Below are 16,087 nucleotides of genomic sequence, written 5' to 3' on the forward strand. Positions count from 1 at the left end.
ATCACTCGTGCGTAACCGACCCCCCGCACCGCTCGTTGCCCAGCGTGCAAACCCCCTCGGGTCGCGTGGTCAAGCCAAGCCGCGAACCGTCACCCGAAGGAGTGGATTTGGCCCGCCGTGGCAACCGTCCGGCAGGCCGGGGAGTCGACAACGACGAAGGGAGGTGTGGCCCGTGACGGCAAACGTGCTGGAGCACCGGCGGGCGAAGGCCTTCGCCGAGGCGCTGGAGGCCCACCGGACGGGACAGCCCGCAGCGAGCGCGACCCTGGGCCAACTCCTCGGAACGACCGAGGTGTTGGCACAACTCTCCGCCCCCGCCATGGACGCCGGGGTGAAGAGCGAGCAACGGGCGCAGCTGATGGCCGCGTTCGAGCAGCACGCGGCCGGTGGCCTGCCCACCGTGCCGCGCCAGCGCCGGCACCGCACCGAGCGCGGCCTGCAACGGCGGCGCTGGGGACGGCGGTTCGCGATCACCGGCCTGGTGGCCGGGGTCACCGTGGGCAGCTTCGCCGGGGTGGCGGCGGCCAGTTCGGGCGCACTGCCCGGCGACCCGCTCTACGGGATGAAGCGCGGTCTGGAGGGCCTGCGGCTCGACCTGGCCGGCTCGGACGCCGAGCGCGGCTCGCTGCTGCTCGACCAGGCCTCCACCCGGCTCGCGGAGGCCCGCTCGCTGGTCGGCCGGCAGGGCGCGAGCGGTGCGCTCAGCCAGACCACGGTGGCCCAACTCGCCTCGGCGCTGAAGGACATGCACGCCGAGGCGGCCAAGGGCCGGGACCTGCTGCGCTCGGTCTACCGGGCCAACGGCTCGCTCGACCCGATGCGCAGGCTGGCCAGTTTCACCGAGGTCCAGGACAACCACTGGAGTGCCCTGCAGCAGCGACTGCCCCAGCAGTTGACGCCGATGGCGGGCCAGGTCGACCAGCTCTTCGACAACCTCAACGAGGACGTCGCACCGCTGCACCTGGAGCAGGCACCGAGCGCTCCGGCGCCCGGGCAGACCCCGGCTGCGGGCCCGGCCGGCGGCGGGGCGCAGGCCCCCTCGCCCGCCGGCGCCGCGAGCGGCGGCGGCCACCCCTCGACCGGCGGCGGCGCCCCGCAGAGCCCGGTCGGCGGCCAGGCCGGCGGCGGGCAGCCGTCGACGGGCGGCGGCACGCCGCAGAGCCCGGCGGGCGGCCAGGTCCGCCAGGGCGGCGGCGCGCTCGGCGGCGGCAACCCGGTGGGCGGGCTGGTCAACGGCCTCACCGGCAGCCTGACCGGCAACGGTTCCGGTACCGGTGCGGCACCCGCCGCGCCGGCCGCCCCGGGCACCGCGCAGAGCGCCCCGGCACCGGGCACCACGCCCGCGCCGGCCGCTCCGACGGCCGCACCCGGCCAGGGCGGCAGCACGCCGGCCACCGGGCAGGGGCTCAACCTGCCGCCGTTGATCCCGGGCCTGCTGCCGGGGCTGGGGCTGGACGGGAGCTGAACCGTGCTGGTGGGGGCGGCCCGACCGCCCCCACCAGCGCCTTCGGCGGGCTCGTCGGAACATCGGAACGTCTGGCGCCAGCAGAGTCGGCACCGTCGGCACCGCCAGAAGAGCCGGCAGAGTCAGAAGAAGAGGCTGCGCCTGGCCACCAGCAGCTCGTAGAGCGTGTGCTGGATGGTCTCGCGGACCTCGTCGGTCAGGTTGAAGACCAGCATCGGGTCCTCGGCCGCCTCCGGCGGATAGCCGTCGGTGCGGATCGGCTCGCCGAACTGGATCGTCCACTTGGTCGGCAGCGGGATCGCGCCGAGCGGGCCGAGCCAGGGGAAGGTCGGGGTGATCGGCAGGTAGGGCAGCCCGAGCAGCCGGGCCAGGCTCTTGACGTTGCCGAGCATCGGGTAGGTCTCCTCGGCGCCCACGATCGAGCAGGGCACGATCGGCACCCCGGCCCGCAGCGCGGAGGCCACGAAACCGCCGCGCCCGAACCGCTGCAGCTTGTAGCGGTCGGCGAACGGCTTGCCGATCCCCTTGAAGCCCTCCGGCCAGACCCCGACCACCTCGCCGCGCTCCAGCAGCGCCTGGGCGTCCTCGTTGCAGGCCAGCGTGTGGCCGGACTTGCGGGCCAGCTCGCCGATCAGCGGCAGCACGAAGACCAGGTCGGCGGCGAGCATCCGCAGGTGGCGCCCGGCCGGGTGGTGGTCGTGGATCGCCACCTGCGTCATCAGGGCGTCCAGCGGGACCACCCCCGAGTGGTTGGCCACCACCAGGGCACCGCCCTCGGCCGGGATGTGCTCGACGCCGCGGACCTCGATCCGGAAGTACTTCTCGGCCAGCGGCCGCAGCGCGGTCAGGAAGACCTGTTCGGTCAGCTCGCGGTCGAAGCCGAACTCGTCCACCTCGTAGTCGCCGGTGATCCGGCGGCGCAGGAAGGCCAGCCCGTCGGCCGCCCGGTTCTCCCAGCCCTTGCCGAACAGCCCGTCGGCCGCGGTCCCGACCCGCCCGGCCAGCAGCGTGCCCAGCCCCTCGGCCAGCCGTCCGGCGAAGTCCGCCGTCCCCTGGCCGGCGGGTCCGGGCGCCCAGCTCGGCGCGCTCTCGATCGGGATCACCTTGCCGGTGGCCCCGGCGCCGGGGCCCGGCCGGTCCTGGGCGGACCCCGTCTCCTGGTCAGGCTTCATCGGCCGGCGCTCCTGTGGTCGGTGGCGGGCAGCAGGGCGGCCAGCCGGTCGGTGAGTGCGGTCAGCCGCTCGGGCGGCAGCAGTCCGGCGCGCTGGCCGGCGACGAAGTCGGCGAACGCCTCGGGCGTGGTGAAGCGCGGCCGGTAGCCGAAGACCTCGCGCAGCGCGGTGGTGTCCACCACCCGGCCGTGGGTCAGCAGGCCGATCTGCTCGGTCGAGAAGTCCGAGACCCTGGTCCGCTTGGCCAGCTGGGCGACCAGGCCGAGCGCGGGCAGCAGCACCGGCACGGTGGGGCGGCCCAGCCGGCGGGCGCACTGGGAGAGCAGCAGCACCCCCTCCCCCGCGACGTTGAAGGTGCCGGTCCGTCGCGGCTCGCCCGGGCCGGGGTCGAGCGCGGCCAGCCGCAGCACCTCGACGGCGTCGTCCTCGTGCACGAACTGCAGTCGCGGGTCGTGGCCGAGCGCGGTGGGCAGCACGGGCAGCGAGAAGTACTCGGCGAGCGGGGTGTCGGCGCCGGGGCCGACCAGGTTGGCGAACCGCAGCACGCTGATCGCGACGTCGGGCCGGCGCCGGGCGAAGCCGCGCACATAACCCTCGACCTCGGCCGCGTCCTTGGCGAAGCCGCCGGAGGGCAGGGTCTTGGGCGTGGTCCGCTCGAAGAAGACGGCCGGATCGCGCGGGGTCGCGCCGTAGACGCCGGTGGTCGACTTCACCACCAGCCGGCGGATCAGCCCCGACTGCTGGCAGGCACCGAGCAGCTGCATGCTGCCGATGACGTTGATCTCCTTGACGGTGGCACGCGCCGCGGTGCCCGGATTGGTGGCGCTGACGTTGAGGTGCACCACGGTGTCCACCGCGTACTCGGCCAGCACCCGGGCGATGGCCGGGCGGCGCAGGTCGGCCGGGGCGAAGACGTAGTCGGCGAGCGGGCCCGTCCGTTCGTCCGGGGACGGCGACGCGAGGCCGCCGCGCAGCGGCTCGGTGTCCGCCCCGACCACCAGGTCGACTCCCGGCTCGCGGCGGATCCGCTCGGCGAACCGGGCTCCGAGCTGTCTGGCCACGCCGGTGACCAGCACGACCTTGCCCACGTGTCCGCCGCCTCCCTGCCGGCCCGCCCGCGTGGCGGGTGCTTGCACCGTACCGCGTCACGCTGGGAAAACGGGTGCTGCCCGCCCCGGCCTGATCGGCTGGGACGGGCAGCAGCGCACCGGGAGCGAGGCTCCGCAGGTGTTACTTCTTGTTACGACGCTGAACGCGGGTCCGCTTCAGAAGCTTGCGGTGCTTCTTCTTGGCCATACGCTTGCGACGCTTCTTGATGACAGAGCCCACGGAACAACCCTCGCTCACTGAGACTCCCGCCCGTGAGAGACGGAGTCCATACGACTGACGGAGGGCCTAGCCTACCGTTTACCCGGCCAGCCCCGTAATCGGGACCGAACGGGCCCGCCGGTCAGGCGCTCTGTCGGCCGACGTAGGAGTCCTTGAGGTAGTCGTGGACCGCCTGTTCGGGCACCCGGAAGGACCGGCCGACCCGGATGGCGGGCAGCTCTCCGCTGTGCACCAACCGGTAGACCGTCATCTTGGACACCCTCATGACCGAGGCGACTTCCGCCACGGTCAGGAAGTTGACCTCTTGCAGGGGGCGTTCGCCGGAACTCATGACCTCACCCGACCCTTTTCCGTGTGCAAGGCACCGGCTTCCCCTCCGGTGACTCCACCGACACACGCGTATCCCCAGAGTAGTTGCGGGTGATACCAGTGGGAAGAGGGGGGCGCCGAGATGTTTTACGGTCAGAGATCCGACTGTTGCAGTAGGTAGTCGGTCCATCCTCTGGCGCAGGCGCTCCGCGCTCCATCGTGCACCGAGCAGGCCTCGGCCACCAGACCCGCGGCAGCGGAAGGACCGGCGCCCCGGCTCAGGGCAGCAGGCCGTGGTGCGGGTAGACCGCGCGGCGGGCCGCCAGGATCGCCTGGTCGAGGCGGTCGCCCGGGTCGTAGCCGCTCTCCATGAAGTCGCGCCAGCCCGCCGTGGCGCCGTCGGTCATCCGAGCAGGTGCCTGACGGCGGGTCAACCGGTAAACCTCGGCGCGCCAGTGCGGCGGCGTCTCGGTCTGCGGCGCGATCGGCCGGCCCGCGGCGGTGGCCACCAGGTGGGTCCAGGTGCGCGGCACCACGTCCACCACCGCGTAGCCGCCACCGCCCAGGGCCACCCAACGGCCCTCGCAGTGCTGGTGGGCCAGCTCGTGCAGGCTCAGGGCGACCGCGCGCTGGGCGTCCACGGTGACCGCGAGGTGGGCCAGCGGGTCCTCGATGTGGGTGTCGGCGCCGTGCTGGGAGACGATCACCTCCGGCCGGAAGGCGGCAAGGAGTTCGGGCACCAGGGCGTGGAAGGCGCGCAGCCAGCCCGCGTCGCCGGTGCCGGCGGGCAGCGGCAGGTTGGCGGCGAAGCCCTCGGCGCCCTCGCCGCCGGTCTCGGTCGGCCAGCCGGTCTGCGGGAACAGCGTGCTGGGGTGTTCGTGCAGCGAGATGGTGAGCACTCTGGGGTCGTCCCAGAAGGCCTGCTGCACGCCGTCGCCGTGGTGCACGTCCACGTCGATGTAGACCACCCGCTCGGCACCGAGTTCGAGCAGCCGGGCGACGGCGAGCGCGGCGTCGTTGTAGACGCAGAAGCCGGCTGCCCGCCCGGGCATCGCGTGGTGCAGGCCGCCGGCGAAGTTGACGGCGTGCCGGGCGCTGCCCCGCCAGACGGCCTCGGCCGCGGCCACCGACTGCCCGGCGATGAGCGCCGAGGCGGTGTGCATGGCGGCGAAGGCCGGGTTGTCCTCGGTGCCCAGGCCGTGCCGCTCGTCCGGTGTCGCGGCGACCTGGGTGGCGGCGGCCGCCGCCCGGCGGACCGCCTCGATGTAGTCCAGGCGGTGCACCAGGTGCAGGGTGGACTCGCCGGCCGGCGGCGCGGCGGCCACCGTCACCCCGGCGGCGGCGGTCAGTTCGAACGCCTCGACCAGCCGCATGGTGAGCGCGAGCCGGGTCGGATCCATCGGGTGTCCCGGACCGAAGTCGTAGGCGGTGACCGCCTCGTCCCAGAAGAGGCGCAGGCTGCAGGGCTGGTCAGGCTCGGCTTGAGGCATGGTCCAAAGCTAGCGGCCGCTTCGCGGGCGCCGCGAAGTGCCCGGCGAGCGGGACCACGGCGAGCACCAGCAGCATCGGTGCCAGCAGCGCCCAGTGGTACGAGCTGGCCCCGGCAATCGCGCCCACCAGCGGGGCGCCGACCAGGAATCCCACGTAGTTGAAGAGGTTGAGCCGGGCCACGGCCGCGTCCAGGTCGTCCGGGAAGAGCCGGCCGCCGGCCGCGAAGACCTGCGGGATCACCGCGCAGTTGCCGACCCCGAGCACCGTGAAGCCGGCGATGCCCAGCCACGGCGTGGGGGCCAGCGCGGCGATCAGCAGGCCCAGTGCGGCCACCCCGGCGCCGGCGCGCACCACGGCGGTGGCGCCGAACCGCTGGACCCAGCGGTCGCCGACCGTGCGGCCGATCAGCAGGGTGGTCAGGTAGCCGGCGTAGGCGAGCGCGGCGACCCGGTCCGAGCTGTGCAGCGACTCGGTCAGGTCCTTGGCGCTCCAGTTGGAGACCGTCGCGTCCGCGATGTAGGCGAAGGCCAGCACGGCGCAGAGCGGCAGCAGCGGCTTCCAGGGGATCGCCCGGGCGGCGGCCGCGGCGGCCTCCTGGACGGCGGAGCCCAGTTCGCGCGGGCCGGCGAAGGAGCGGCCGGCGAGCAGCGCGGCCGGGATCAGCACGACCGCGCAGGCGCCGAACAGGGTGAGCAGGTGCAGGCGCGCGCCGGCGCTGGCCAGCAGCGCGCCGATGATCCCGCCGAGGCTGTAGGCGGCGTAGAAGCCGAGCATGATCGAACGCCCGTAGCGGTGCTGCAGGGCCACCGCGAGCATGTTCATCGAGGCGTCCAGCGCACCGGTCAGCAGGCCGAAGGCGGCCAGCACCGGCACCAGCGCCCAGAGCCGGTGGCCGAGTCCGCCGGTGACCAGGGTCAGGATGAGCAGCGGCTGGACGGTGCGCAGCACGGCGCGCGGGCTGGTCCGCCTGACCAGTTGCTCGGAGCAGAGCGACCCGACGCCGGCCAGGATCGGCACGGCGGCCAGGATGACGGTCAGGGTGCCGTCGGTCAGCGCGTACTGGCGTTGCAGGCCGGGGATCCGGGTGACCAGCAGGGCGAAGGTCGCGCCCTGGAGCAGGAAGCTGACCAGCAGGGCGGTACGGGCCTGGCGCAGTGCGGCCGGTTGCTCGGCCGTCGGCTCCGCTGACGTCATCCGGGACCTCGCTCACCACCGGCGCCACTACCGGCCGGTACGACGACATTGGCGTGAGCGTAGGGGGTGGGCCGACTTTTGGGGAGGGGTCCGACCGCACTGATCCAGCGCTGCCGAGCAGGTCGGCGCCGAGCGGCGTCAGCCGGTGCCGAGCAGGGGCGCCACCTCGGCCAGGCTTGCGATCAGGCCGGTGGCGCCGGCCCCGGTCAGCCGCGCGGCCGGGGTGAGCGCGGTGTAGCCGTACACGTCCATCCCGGCCGCCCGGGCGGCCAGCACGCCCATCGCGCTGTCCTCGATCACCAGGCAGCGGGCCGGATCGGCGGCCAGGGTGCGGGCGGCGTGCTGGAACAGGTCGGGCGCGGGCTTGCCGACGCCGACGTCCTGGGCGCTGAAGATCCGCTCCTCGGCGAAGAAGCCGCGCAGGCCGGTCAGGTCGAGCGCGGTGCGGATCCAGTCGTGCCCGGCCGAGGAGGCCAGGCAGTACGGCACACCGCGCTCGGCCAGCTCCTTGAGCAGCTCGGCCGCGCCCGGCACCGGGGCCAGCTCCTGCTGGAAGGCGGCGAAGACCCGGGCGTGGAAGGCGGCCTGGAAGCCGTCGGGCAGCGTGCCGCCGAACCGCTCGGCGACCACCTCCGGCACCGCGTGGGCCGCGCGGCCCATGAAGTCCCGGTAGGAGTCCTCGATGGTGGTCGGGTAGCCGAGTTCGGTGAGGTACCCGGCGAGCAGCCGGTTGGCGATCGGCTCGCTGTCGACCAGCACGCCGTCGTTGTCGAAGACGACCAGGTCGTAGCGGCGGTGCGGGTTCGTCGGTTCGCCGGGCAGCCGGTTCGGTTCCTGGGCCACGTCCCGGTGAGGTTCCTGGGCCACGTCCCGGCTCACTTCCCGCCCGAGGCGAGTTCCTGGGAGCGGTCCCGGGCGGCCTCCAGGGCGCCCAGCAGCGCGGCGCGCACCCCGTGGTTCTCCAGCTCGCGGATGGCCGCGATGGTGGTGCCGGCCGGCGAGGTGACCGCCTCGCGCAGCTTGACCGGGTGCTCGCCGGAGTCGCGCAGCATCACCGAGGCACCGATCGCGGACTGCACGATCAGGTCGTGCGCCACCTGCCGGGGCAGGCCGAGCAGGATCCCGGCGTCGGTCATCGCCTCCACCAGGTAGTAGAAGTAGGCCGGACCCGAGCCGGAGAGCGCGGTGGCCGCGTCCTGCTGGGCCTCCGGCAGCCGCAGGGCCTTGCCGACCGACTCGAAGATCTGCTCGGCGCGCCGCAGGTGCTCCTCGGTGGCGTGCGAGCCGCCGGAGATCACGCTCATGCCCTCGTCGACCAGGACGGGCGTGTTGGGCATCACCCGCACCACCGGGGTGCCGGCCGGCAGCCGGGCCTCGAACCAGCGGGTGGGGATGCCGGCCGCGGCCGAGATCACCAGGCGCTCGGGGGCGACGTGCGGGCCCAGCTCCTCCATCAGGGTGCCCATGTCCTGCGGCTTGACGGCCAGGATCAGGGTGTCGGCGAGGCCGGCCGCCTCCTTGTTGGAGCAGGCCGCCACGCCGTACTTGCGCGCCAGTTCGGCGGCCCGCTCGGGGCGGCGCGCGGTGACCCAGAGTTCGGCCGGTCGCTTGCCCGACCGCAGCAGCCCGGAGAGCAGTGCCTCACCGATCTTGCCGGTACCCAGAAAAGCGATCCGCTGAGGGTGGACGGCGCTGCTGGTCATGGCGTGACTCCTTGATCACCGCGACGGTACTGCCGCCCATCCTCGCACCAGGGCCCGCCGGATCGGGGGGCGTGTCCATCGGGCGGACATCTGGTGACCAGCGGGATGACCCCGCCGGGGCGACCGGCGCCCGGGTCCGGCTCGCCCGGGTCCGGCTCGCCCGGGTCAAGTTCGAGCGGGTCAAGTTCGAGCGGGGCCGGGCACAGGCCCTCAGGAGGAGACCCGGGCGCCGGTCCCCTACTGGAGGGCGCACCCGGCAGGGCTCACCAGTAGGGGAAAACTCAGGGCCGCAGAGGCTGGCCCGGGCGCCGCCCGAGGAGCACCGTAGAGGCATGGAACACGGAAATCTGTCGCGACGCGAGAACCGTCAGCTGGCCGTCGCCTCCGCCACCGTCGGACCGTGGCGCGCAGCCGCGGCGGTGGGCGCGGTGGTGGGCGGTGCCGCCCTGGCCGTGGACGTGGTGACCGGACACTGGTCCACCGGCATCCTGGCCGGCCCGGTCGGGCTGGCGCTGTTCTTCTTCTTCCTGGTCGGCACGGTCGGCGGCCAGCTGCGCAAGGACACCGGCGACCGCCGGCTGCGCCGCTGGGCCGACGCCCACCCCTGGCAGGCCGCACTGCCCGCCAGCGGAGCCCTGCTGGTGCTCAACACGCTGGCCCTGACCCTGCTCGGCAGCTGGGGCGTGTTCGGCGCCCTGTTCACCTCCCTGCTCCCGGCCGGCATCCTGCTGGTGGTGGCCGGCGTGGTCGGCTCGGTCAAGGCCGCCCGGCACTCGGGCTGACGGGAGGCCACCCCGCCCCGGGCGGGGAGCAATCACCACAGATCGCACAGAACGCACACCGGCCGCCCGCAAGTTGTCCGGCCGGTGTGCGAACTGTCTTACCCGATCGGCATACTGACCCGGTGCCGATAGCCGAAGACCCCGACCAGCAGCCCCCCGGCGATCCTCAGCAGCAGGAGCCGACCAGGACCCCTCAGCGCCGGTTCGCACGGCCGCCGAAGGCCGCGGACCCCTGGGGCAACCCGAAGCGCCGCAGCACGACGGGCTGGCAGACGCCGGTCTTCCTGCTGCTCACCGTCGCCGTGGTGAGCGCCGGGCTCAACATCAACGGGCTGCACAGCTGGTACCAGAACAGGTTCGGCGGCAGCTCGGACAGGGCGGCCGCCGCCCTTCCGGTGAACCCCGAGCCGGTGGTCACCCAGGCCCCGGAGACGGCCCGGCCCACGGCGGCGCCCTCCACGCAGGTCCCGCAGGTCCCGTCGGTGGCCCATCCGTGGGCGGGCTCGCCCGCCGATGCCTGGCCCGCCGGGGCGGACGCGATCGTGCTGCCGCAGGCGCAGGCCACCGGGGTGTTCGGCGCCGACGAGGTGGCGGCGCAGCTGAAGCTGGTGAAGCAGTTCCTGGTGGGCGCCAACCTGGACCCGGGCGTGGTCGCGGGCGGCGACCCGCAGCAAGTGGTGGGCCTGCTGGGTGGAAAGACCCGAAGCGAACTTGAGGACGCCCTCGCCCATCCGGGACCGGACCACGACCCGACCAGCTGGATCAGCCGGTTCAACCCACGCACGGCGATACCGGCCGGCAGCGTGGTCAAGCTCCAGGGCCGGATCACCTTCGAGGGCGACACCGACCCGGACGACAGCAAGGGCGTGGTGGTCCACACCGACTACACCTTCGTCTATGCCCTGGTACCAGGCCCGCAGGTATTCGATCCGTCGAGCGTGCCCGGCCCCTCGGCCTCCCCGAGCGGCAACCAGCAGTCGGTCTCCCTGCGGAGCCTGGAGCCGATCGCCGAGGTCACCCGCGAGATCGTCCGCCGGGTGCAGGACTTCGTCTTCTACGACCCGGCCCACTTCAAGGTCTCGGCCGACAAGCTGTACTTCGGCAAGGGCAACAGCGACATGGGCAACAACTACTGCGTGGTGGGTGACGGCTGGCTGGAACCGGAGTTCCCACGGCCCGCGATGCCCGGCGCCGGTAGCGGTGGCCCGGACGGCGGCCCGACCAGCGACCCCTACGACCGCAGCAAGCCGCTGCCCGACAACGATGGCAAGTGCGGAAGCGTGAGCCGCACCTAGCTACCGCTTCTTCCGCTTCCCCGGCCGCCCGTCCCGCGAAGCCTGCCGCTTCACGAGCCGGGCGGTCTCGCGTTCCCAGGCCGCCCGCTTGACCGCCTCGCCCGGGGCCTCGACCAGGCTGCGGAAGAAGTACGCCGCGGCCGCGCCCACGCAGCCGATCAGCCAGACCGCCCCGAGCGACTTGTCCTCGGCCATCCAGCCGTCCAGCGAGTCGCGGCCCTCGGCGAGAATCTTCCAGTTCCGCAGCGCCGCCAGGCAGGAGCAGACGGCGATGGCGGCGAGCAGCAGCCCGTTGACGAAGCCGCCCGCCTTGGAGAGCTGCACCCCGCTCACCGCGAAGCGCAGCACCAGCGCGCCGAGGGCCACCGTCAGCATCGCGCCGAGCGAGACGACCACCCGCCGCACCCAGTAGTCGGCGCCGCGCGCCACCCAGCTGGTGCCGAAGAAGCGGATCGGCTCGGGGGCTGCTGCGGGGGTGGGGCGCTCGTCGGTCACCCCTCCAGTATCACCGAGCAGCCCCGGAGCCCGGCCGCTCACCCCAGTCGGCTGACGTCGCGCACCGCGCCCTTGTCCGCCGAGGTGGCCATCGCCGCGTACGCCTTCAGCGCCGCGCTGACCGGGCGGTCGCGGTGCACCGGCTGGTAGCCGCCCGACGCCTCCAGGCGCAGCCGGCGCTCGTGCAGTTCCTCGAAGGAGACCTCCAGCTGCACCGAGCGGCCCGGGATGTCGATCGAGATGACGTCACCGTCCTCGACCAGCGCGATGGTGCCGCCCGCGGCCGCCTCCGGGGAGGCGTGGCCGATCGACAGGCCCGAGGTGCCGCCGGAGAACCGGCCGTCGGTGATCAGCGCGCAGACCTTGCCCAGACCCCGGCCCTTGAGGAAGGAGGTGGGGTAGAGCATCTCCTGCATGCCGGGGCCGCCCTTGGGGCCCTCGTAGCGGATGACCACCACGTCGCCCGCCTTGATCCGCTTGGTCAGGATCGCGTCCACCGCGTCCTCCTGCGACTCCAGCACCACGGCCGGGCCGCTGAAGGTCCAGATCGACTCGTCCACACCGGCCGTCTTCACGATGCAGCCGTCCTCGGCCAGGTTGCCGTAGAGCACGGCCAGCCCGCCCTCCACCGAGTAGGCGTGCTCGACGCTGCGGATGCAGCCGCCGGCGGCGTCGGTGTCCAGCGTCTCCCAGCGCTCGGACTGCGAGAAGGCGGTGGCCGAGCGGACGCAGCCGGGCGCCGCGTGGAACAGTTCGACGGCGGTCGGCGAGGGGGAGCCGCCGCGGACGTCCCAGGTCTTCAGCCACTCGGCGAGCGAGTCGCTGTGCACCGTGTGCACGTCCTCGTTGAGCATCCCGCCGCGGTACAGCTCGCCCAGGATCGCCGGGATGCCGCCGGCCCGGTGCACGTCCTCCATGTAGTACGAGCCGTTCGGCGCGACCTTGGACAGGCAGGGCACCCGGCGCGAGATCTGGTCGATCGCCCGCATGTCGAAGTCCAGCTCGGCCTCCTGGGCGGCGGCCAGCAGGTGCAGGATGGTGTTGGTCGAGCCGCCCATGGCGATGTCCAGCGCCATCGCGTTCTCGAAGGCCGCGCGGGTGGCGATGGAGCGCGGCAGCACCGAGTAGTCGTCGCCGTCGTAGTGCCGCTTGGTGATCTCGACGACGGTGCGGCCCGCGTCCTCGTACAGCGCCCGGCGGGCGGTGTGGGTGGCCAGCGTGGAGCCGTTGCCGGGCAGCGAGAGGCCGATCGCCTCGGTGAGGCAGTTCATCGAGTTGGCGGTGAACATGCCCGAACAGGAGCCGCAGGTCGGGCAGGCGTTCTCCTCGATGATCGCGATGTCCGCGTCCGAGACGTTCTCGTCGACGGCGTCGGAGATCGCGTTCACCAGGTCGAGCTTGCGCACCGTGCCGTCCACCAGCACCGCCTGGCCGGCCTCCATCGGGCCGCCGGAGACGAAGACGGTGGGGATGTTGAGGCGCAGTGCGGCCATCAGCATGCCGGGGGTGATCTTGTCGCAGTTGGAGATGCAGATCAGCGCGTCCGCGCAGTGCGCGCTGACCATGTACTCCACGCTGTCGGCGATCAGGTCGCGCGAGGGCAGCGAGTAGAGCATGCCGTGGTGGCCCATCGCGATGCCGTCGTCCACCGCGATCGTGTTGAACTCGCGGGCGATGCCGCCGGCCGCCTGGATCGCCTCGGAGACGATCCGGCCCACCGGCTGCAGGTGGGTGTGGCCCGGCACGAACTCGGTGAAGGAGTTGGCGACCGCGATGATCGGCTTGCCGAAGTCCTCCCGGGCTACACCGGCGGCCCGGAGGAGGGCGCGGGCGCCTGCCATGTTGCGACCGTGGGTGACCGTACGGGACTTCAGCTCGGGCACGGGATCTCTCCATTCCCAGGGGTAGGTAACAGCCGAGCCTACGCCCCCGTCCCACCCGCCGGACCCGCCGTCCGCATGCCGGTCACCCCGGCGAGCGCGCCGCTCAGGCTCGCTTGACGCCGACCCAGAGGTCCAGCTGGTACGGCTCGACGACCTGCCCGTCCGGGAAGTCGGCCAGCAGCGCCTCCCGTTCGGCGGCCAGCACCGGCTCGCGAACCTCGGGCTCCAGCACCGCGAAGTACGACTTCGAGCGCAGGTCGGTCAGCACCTCCTCGACGCCGAGCCGGCGCTCCCAGCGCAGCGTGCGCCGGGCCACCTCGAAGGGGTGGCGGGCCAGCTGGTCGCCGATCGCGTTCATCGCCCCGTAGTAGTGGTACGAGGGCAGCGCCGCGACCAGCCGGGCCTCCTGCGCGGCCAGATACGGCACCGAGCGGTCCTTGATGTTCCACCACAGCGCCACCGCGCCGCCCGGGCGCAGCACCCGCAGCACCTCGGGCAGCGAGCGCTCGGGGTCGGTCCAGTGGAAGGCCTGGGCGTAGGTGATCAGGTCCGCGGTGGCGTCGTGGCACGGCAGGTCGTTGCCGTCGCCCTTGATCAGCGTGATCTCCGGGCTGACCCGGTGCAGCTGGGCCGCCATCCCGGGGCTCGGTTCGACGGCGGTGACCCGGGCGCCACGGGCGTGCAGCAGCCTGGTGGCGATGCCGGTGCCGGCGCCGACGTCCAGCACCGCCGCGCCCTTGATCACACGGCCGGTCAACTCCTCGATCGCCTGGAAGAGTTCATCGGGATAGGACGGCCGAGCGCGGTCGTACTCGGCGGCCACCGCGCCGAAACTCTCCGCGTGGGCCCTGTGCTGATTGTCCGTCATGGCACCCCTTCGGCAGATCGTTCGTACCGTCAGGGTACGCGCGAGCCGGTGGCCAGATGCAGTCGGGTGAAGGCCAGCGCCTCGGCCAGATCGGCCTCCCGCTCGGCGGGCGAACCGGAGCGCCGGGTGTTGACCTCCAGCACCACATGGCCCTCGAAACCGGTGCGCGCCAGGCGCTCCAGCAGCTCGGCGCAGGGCTGCTTGCCGCGCCCGGGGATCAGGTGCTCGTCCTTGCCGGAGCCGGAGCCGTCCGCCAGGTGCACGTGGGCCAGCCGGTCGCCCATCCGGTCGACCAGCGCGAAGGCGTCGATCCGCGAGGTGGCCACGTGCGAGAGGTCGACGGTGAAGTGCCGGTACGCCTCCTCGGTGACCTCCCAGCCGGGGGCGTAGGCGAGCACCTCGCGGTCCTTGTAGCGCCACGGGTACATGTTCTCCACCGCGAACCGCACCGCCGTCTCGCCCGCCATCCGGTCGATGCCCTGGACGAACTCGCGCGCGTAACTGCGCTGCCAGCGGAACGGGGGGTGGACCACCACGGTGTCGGCGCCCAGCGTCTCGGCCGCCGCCCTGGCCCGCTTCAGCTTGGTCCACGGGTCGGTGGTCCAGACCCGCTGGGTGATCAGCAGGCAGGGCGCGTGCACCGCCAGGATCGGCATCCGGTACTTCTCGCCCAGTGCGCGCAGCGCGTCCAGGTCCTGGCTGACCGGGTCGTTCCAGACCATCACCTCCACGCCGTCGTAGCCCAGCTTGGCGGCCAGCTCGAAGGCGATCGCGGTGTTGTCGGGGTAGACCGAGGCGGTGGAGAGCGCGACCTTGGTGTCCGGGACGTGCAGCGCGGGGTGCGCGGGCAGCACCAGCCGGTCGGTGGTGCGCAGCAGCGGCTCGCGCCGCAAGACGGCCGCCTTGCGGCGCGGCGCCCTGGGCAGCCTGGGCCGCGGCGCGGGCTCCGACGGCGACGGCCCGCCGCGCCGGCGCGGCTGCTCCTCGGCGCGCCCGCCGCCCGCTCTCTTCGCCTGCTCCTCCACCGGAGACCGCTCCTCCACGGGATTCAGGTTAAGCGCCCAGCAGCGCGGGCGGGGTCGCGGCGCCCTGCTGCCCCATGCTGTCCAGCCGGCGCAGGATGATCCCCTCGCGCAGCGCCCACGGGCAGATGTCCAGCGCCTCCAGGCCGAACAGGTCCATCGCCGCGTCCGCCACCAGCGCGCCGGCCAGCAGCTGGCGGGACCTGCCCTCGGAGACACCGGGGATCTTGGCCCGCTCGGCCGCCGTCATCGCGGCCAGCCGCGGCACCCAGGCGGCCAGACCGCTGCGGGTGAGCCGGCGCGGCACCCGCGGGCCGGCCTCGGCGGGCGCGGCGCCGGTCATCCGGGCCAGCTGCTTGAAGGTCTTGGAGGTGGCCACCGCGTGGTCCGGCGGCCCGAGTCTGGCCACCTCGCCGACCACGCCGGCGATCTCGGCCCGGATGTGGCGGCGCAGCTCGCGCACCGCCTCAGGGTCGGCCACGTCGCCCGGCAGCCAGTTCGCGGTCAGCCGGCCCGCGCCCAGCGGCAGCGAGCAGGCGGTGTCCGGCTGCTCGTCGATGCCGCAGGCGATCTCCAGCGAGCCGCCGCCGATGTCCAGGTCGAGCAGCCGCCCCGAGGACCAGCCGAACCAGCGGCGCACGGCCAGGAAGGTCAGCCGCGCCTCGTCCTGCCCGGCGAGCACGGTCAGCTCGACGCCGGTCTCCTCGCGCACCCGGCGCAGCACGCTCTCGCCGTTGGCCGCCTCGCGCACCGCCGAGGTGGCGAACGGCAGCAGGTCGACCACGCCCTTGTCCTCGGCCACCCGCAGCGAGGAGGCGACCATGTCGATCAGCCGGGCCACCCCGTCGTCCCGGATCGCCCCGCGCTCGTCGAGCATTTCGGCCAGCCGCAGCTCCGCCTTGTGCGAATACGCGGGCAGCGGTGCGGCGCCGCGGTGGGCGTCCACCACGAGGAAGTGGACGGTGTTGGAACCTACGTCGAGCACACCGAGTCGCATAGATCCCCACGCTACGCCACGGCACCTGCGGAAATCCCGCCTGTTCGATTGCCGATCGGGCGGCTCGCGGGCCAGCCTGGTG

General features: G+C 73.3%; 16 protein-coding genes. 3 read left to right on the top strand and 13 right to left on the bottom strand.

Annotated features, from left to right (window positions below; all coding sequences use genetic code 11):
• Positions 1–172 precede the first annotated feature (172 nt).
• The gene (locus tag ACFZB9_RS13120; RefSeq protein WP_391446481.1) at positions 173–1,465 is read left to right on the top strand and encodes a DUF5667 domain-containing protein; all 1,293 of its coding nucleotides are present in this window, start codon (positions 173–175) and stop codon (positions 1,463–1,465) included.
• Positions 1,466–1,587: 122 nt separating this feature from the next.
• Here the strand turns inward: ACFZB9_RS13120 and ACFZB9_RS13125 are convergent, their stop codons facing one another.
• The 8 genes from ACFZB9_RS13125 to proC all read right to left on the bottom strand — a co-directional run bounded on the left by ACFZB9_RS13125 (position 1,588) and on the right by proC (position 8,663).
• Entirely contained in the window at positions 1,588–2,637 is a 1,050-nt protein-coding gene (locus tag ACFZB9_RS13125; protein WP_391446483.1) for a lysophospholipid acyltransferase family protein, read from the bottom strand.
• Positions 2,634–3,725 carry an NAD-dependent epimerase/dehydratase family protein gene (locus ACFZB9_RS13130; RefSeq protein ID WP_391446485.1) on the bottom strand — a complete coding sequence of 364 codons (1,092 nt, stop codon included), beginning with the start codon at positions 3,723–3,725 and terminating at the stop codon, positions 2,634–2,636. Before ACFZB9_RS13130 ends, ACFZB9_RS13125 begins: the two co-directional genes overlap by 4 nt.
• A 142-nt stretch (positions 3,726–3,867) precedes the next feature.
• Positions 3,868–3,966, bottom strand: a complete 99-nt coding sequence (locus tag ACFZB9_RS13135) for a 30S ribosomal protein bS22 (RefSeq protein WP_003948845.1) — start codon at positions 3,964–3,966, stop codon at positions 3,868–3,870.
• 121 nt (positions 3,967–4,087) lie between these two features.
• Positions 4,088–4,297 (bottom strand): helix-turn-helix domain-containing protein, encoded by a 210-nt coding sequence (locus ACFZB9_RS13140; RefSeq protein WP_035847941.1) that lies wholly within the window; start codon positions 4,295–4,297, stop codon positions 4,088–4,090.
• A gap of 256 nt (positions 4,298–4,553) precedes the next feature.
• Positions 4,554–5,765 carry an acetoin utilization protein AcuC gene (locus ACFZB9_RS13145; protein WP_391446487.1) on the bottom strand — a complete coding sequence of 404 codons (1,212 nt, stop codon included), beginning with the start codon at positions 5,763–5,765 and terminating at the stop codon, positions 4,554–4,556.
• Positions 5,746–6,960: an MFS transporter gene (locus ACFZB9_RS13150; protein WP_391446489.1), complete on the bottom strand. Its 1,215-nt coding sequence runs from the start codon at positions 6,958–6,960 to the stop codon at positions 5,746–5,748. The genes ACFZB9_RS13145 and ACFZB9_RS13150 overlap by 20 nt, the downstream gene beginning before the upstream one ends.
• Before the next feature lie 138 nt (positions 6,961–7,098).
• The gene (locus tag ACFZB9_RS13155; RefSeq protein WP_391446760.1) at positions 7,099–7,782 is read right to left on the bottom strand and encodes an HAD family hydrolase; all 684 of its coding nucleotides are present in this window, start codon (positions 7,780–7,782) and stop codon (positions 7,099–7,101) included.
• A gap of 53 nt (positions 7,783–7,835) precedes the next feature.
• Positions 7,836–8,663 carry a pyrroline-5-carboxylate reductase gene (gene proC, locus ACFZB9_RS13160; protein WP_391446491.1) on the bottom strand — a complete coding sequence of 276 codons (828 nt, stop codon included), beginning with the start codon at positions 8,661–8,663 and terminating at the stop codon, positions 7,836–7,838.
• 332 nt (positions 8,664–8,995) lie between these two features.
• On the opposite strand from proC, the gene ACFZB9_RS13165 reads away from it, so the two are divergent.
• Together ACFZB9_RS13165 and ACFZB9_RS13170 are read left to right on the top strand one after the other, a co-directional pair.
• A complete protein-coding gene (locus ACFZB9_RS13165) occupies positions 8,996–9,445 on the top strand; it encodes a hypothetical protein (RefSeq protein ID WP_391446493.1) in 450 nt (149 codons plus the stop codon).
• Between the two features lie 122 nt (positions 9,446–9,567).
• On the top strand, positions 9,568–10,740 hold the full coding sequence (locus tag ACFZB9_RS13170) for a hypothetical protein (protein ID WP_391446495.1): 1,173 nt from the start codon (positions 9,568–9,570) through the stop codon (positions 10,738–10,740).
• Here ACFZB9_RS13170 and ACFZB9_RS13175 read toward each other — a convergent pair whose 3' ends face one another.
• The 5 genes from ACFZB9_RS13175 to ACFZB9_RS13195 all read right to left on the bottom strand — a co-directional run bounded on the left by ACFZB9_RS13175 (position 10,741) and on the right by ACFZB9_RS13195 (position 16,005).
• Positions 10,741–11,235 (bottom strand): hypothetical protein, encoded by a 495-nt coding sequence (locus ACFZB9_RS13175; protein ID WP_391446497.1) that lies wholly within the window; start codon positions 11,233–11,235, stop codon positions 10,741–10,743.
• Positions 11,236–11,273: 38 nt separating this feature from the next.
• Positions 11,274–13,118, bottom strand: a complete 1,845-nt coding sequence (gene ilvD, locus ACFZB9_RS13180) for a dihydroxy-acid dehydratase (RefSeq protein WP_391446499.1) — start codon at positions 13,116–13,118, stop codon at positions 11,274–11,276.
• A gap of 103 nt (positions 13,119–13,221) precedes the next feature.
• Positions 13,222–13,986, bottom strand: a complete 765-nt coding sequence (locus ACFZB9_RS13185) for a class I SAM-dependent methyltransferase (protein WP_391446501.1) — start codon at positions 13,984–13,986, stop codon at positions 13,222–13,224.
• Positions 13,987–14,015: 29 nt separating this feature from the next.
• Entirely contained in the window at positions 14,016–14,837 is an 822-nt protein-coding gene (locus tag ACFZB9_RS13190; protein ID WP_391446761.1) for a sugar phosphate isomerase/epimerase family protein, read from the bottom strand.
• A gap of 202 nt (positions 14,838–15,039) precedes the next feature.
• Positions 15,040–16,005, bottom strand: coding sequence for a Ppx/GppA family phosphatase (locus ACFZB9_RS13195; protein WP_391446503.1), 966 nt, complete (start codon positions 16,003–16,005; stop codon positions 15,040–15,042).
• Positions 16,006–16,087: the final 82 nt, after the last annotated feature.

This window comes from Kitasatospora sp. NPDC008050 (assembly GCF_042957465.1).
Lineage (GTDB): Bacteria > Actinomycetota > Actinomycetes > Streptomycetales > Streptomycetaceae > Kitasatospora.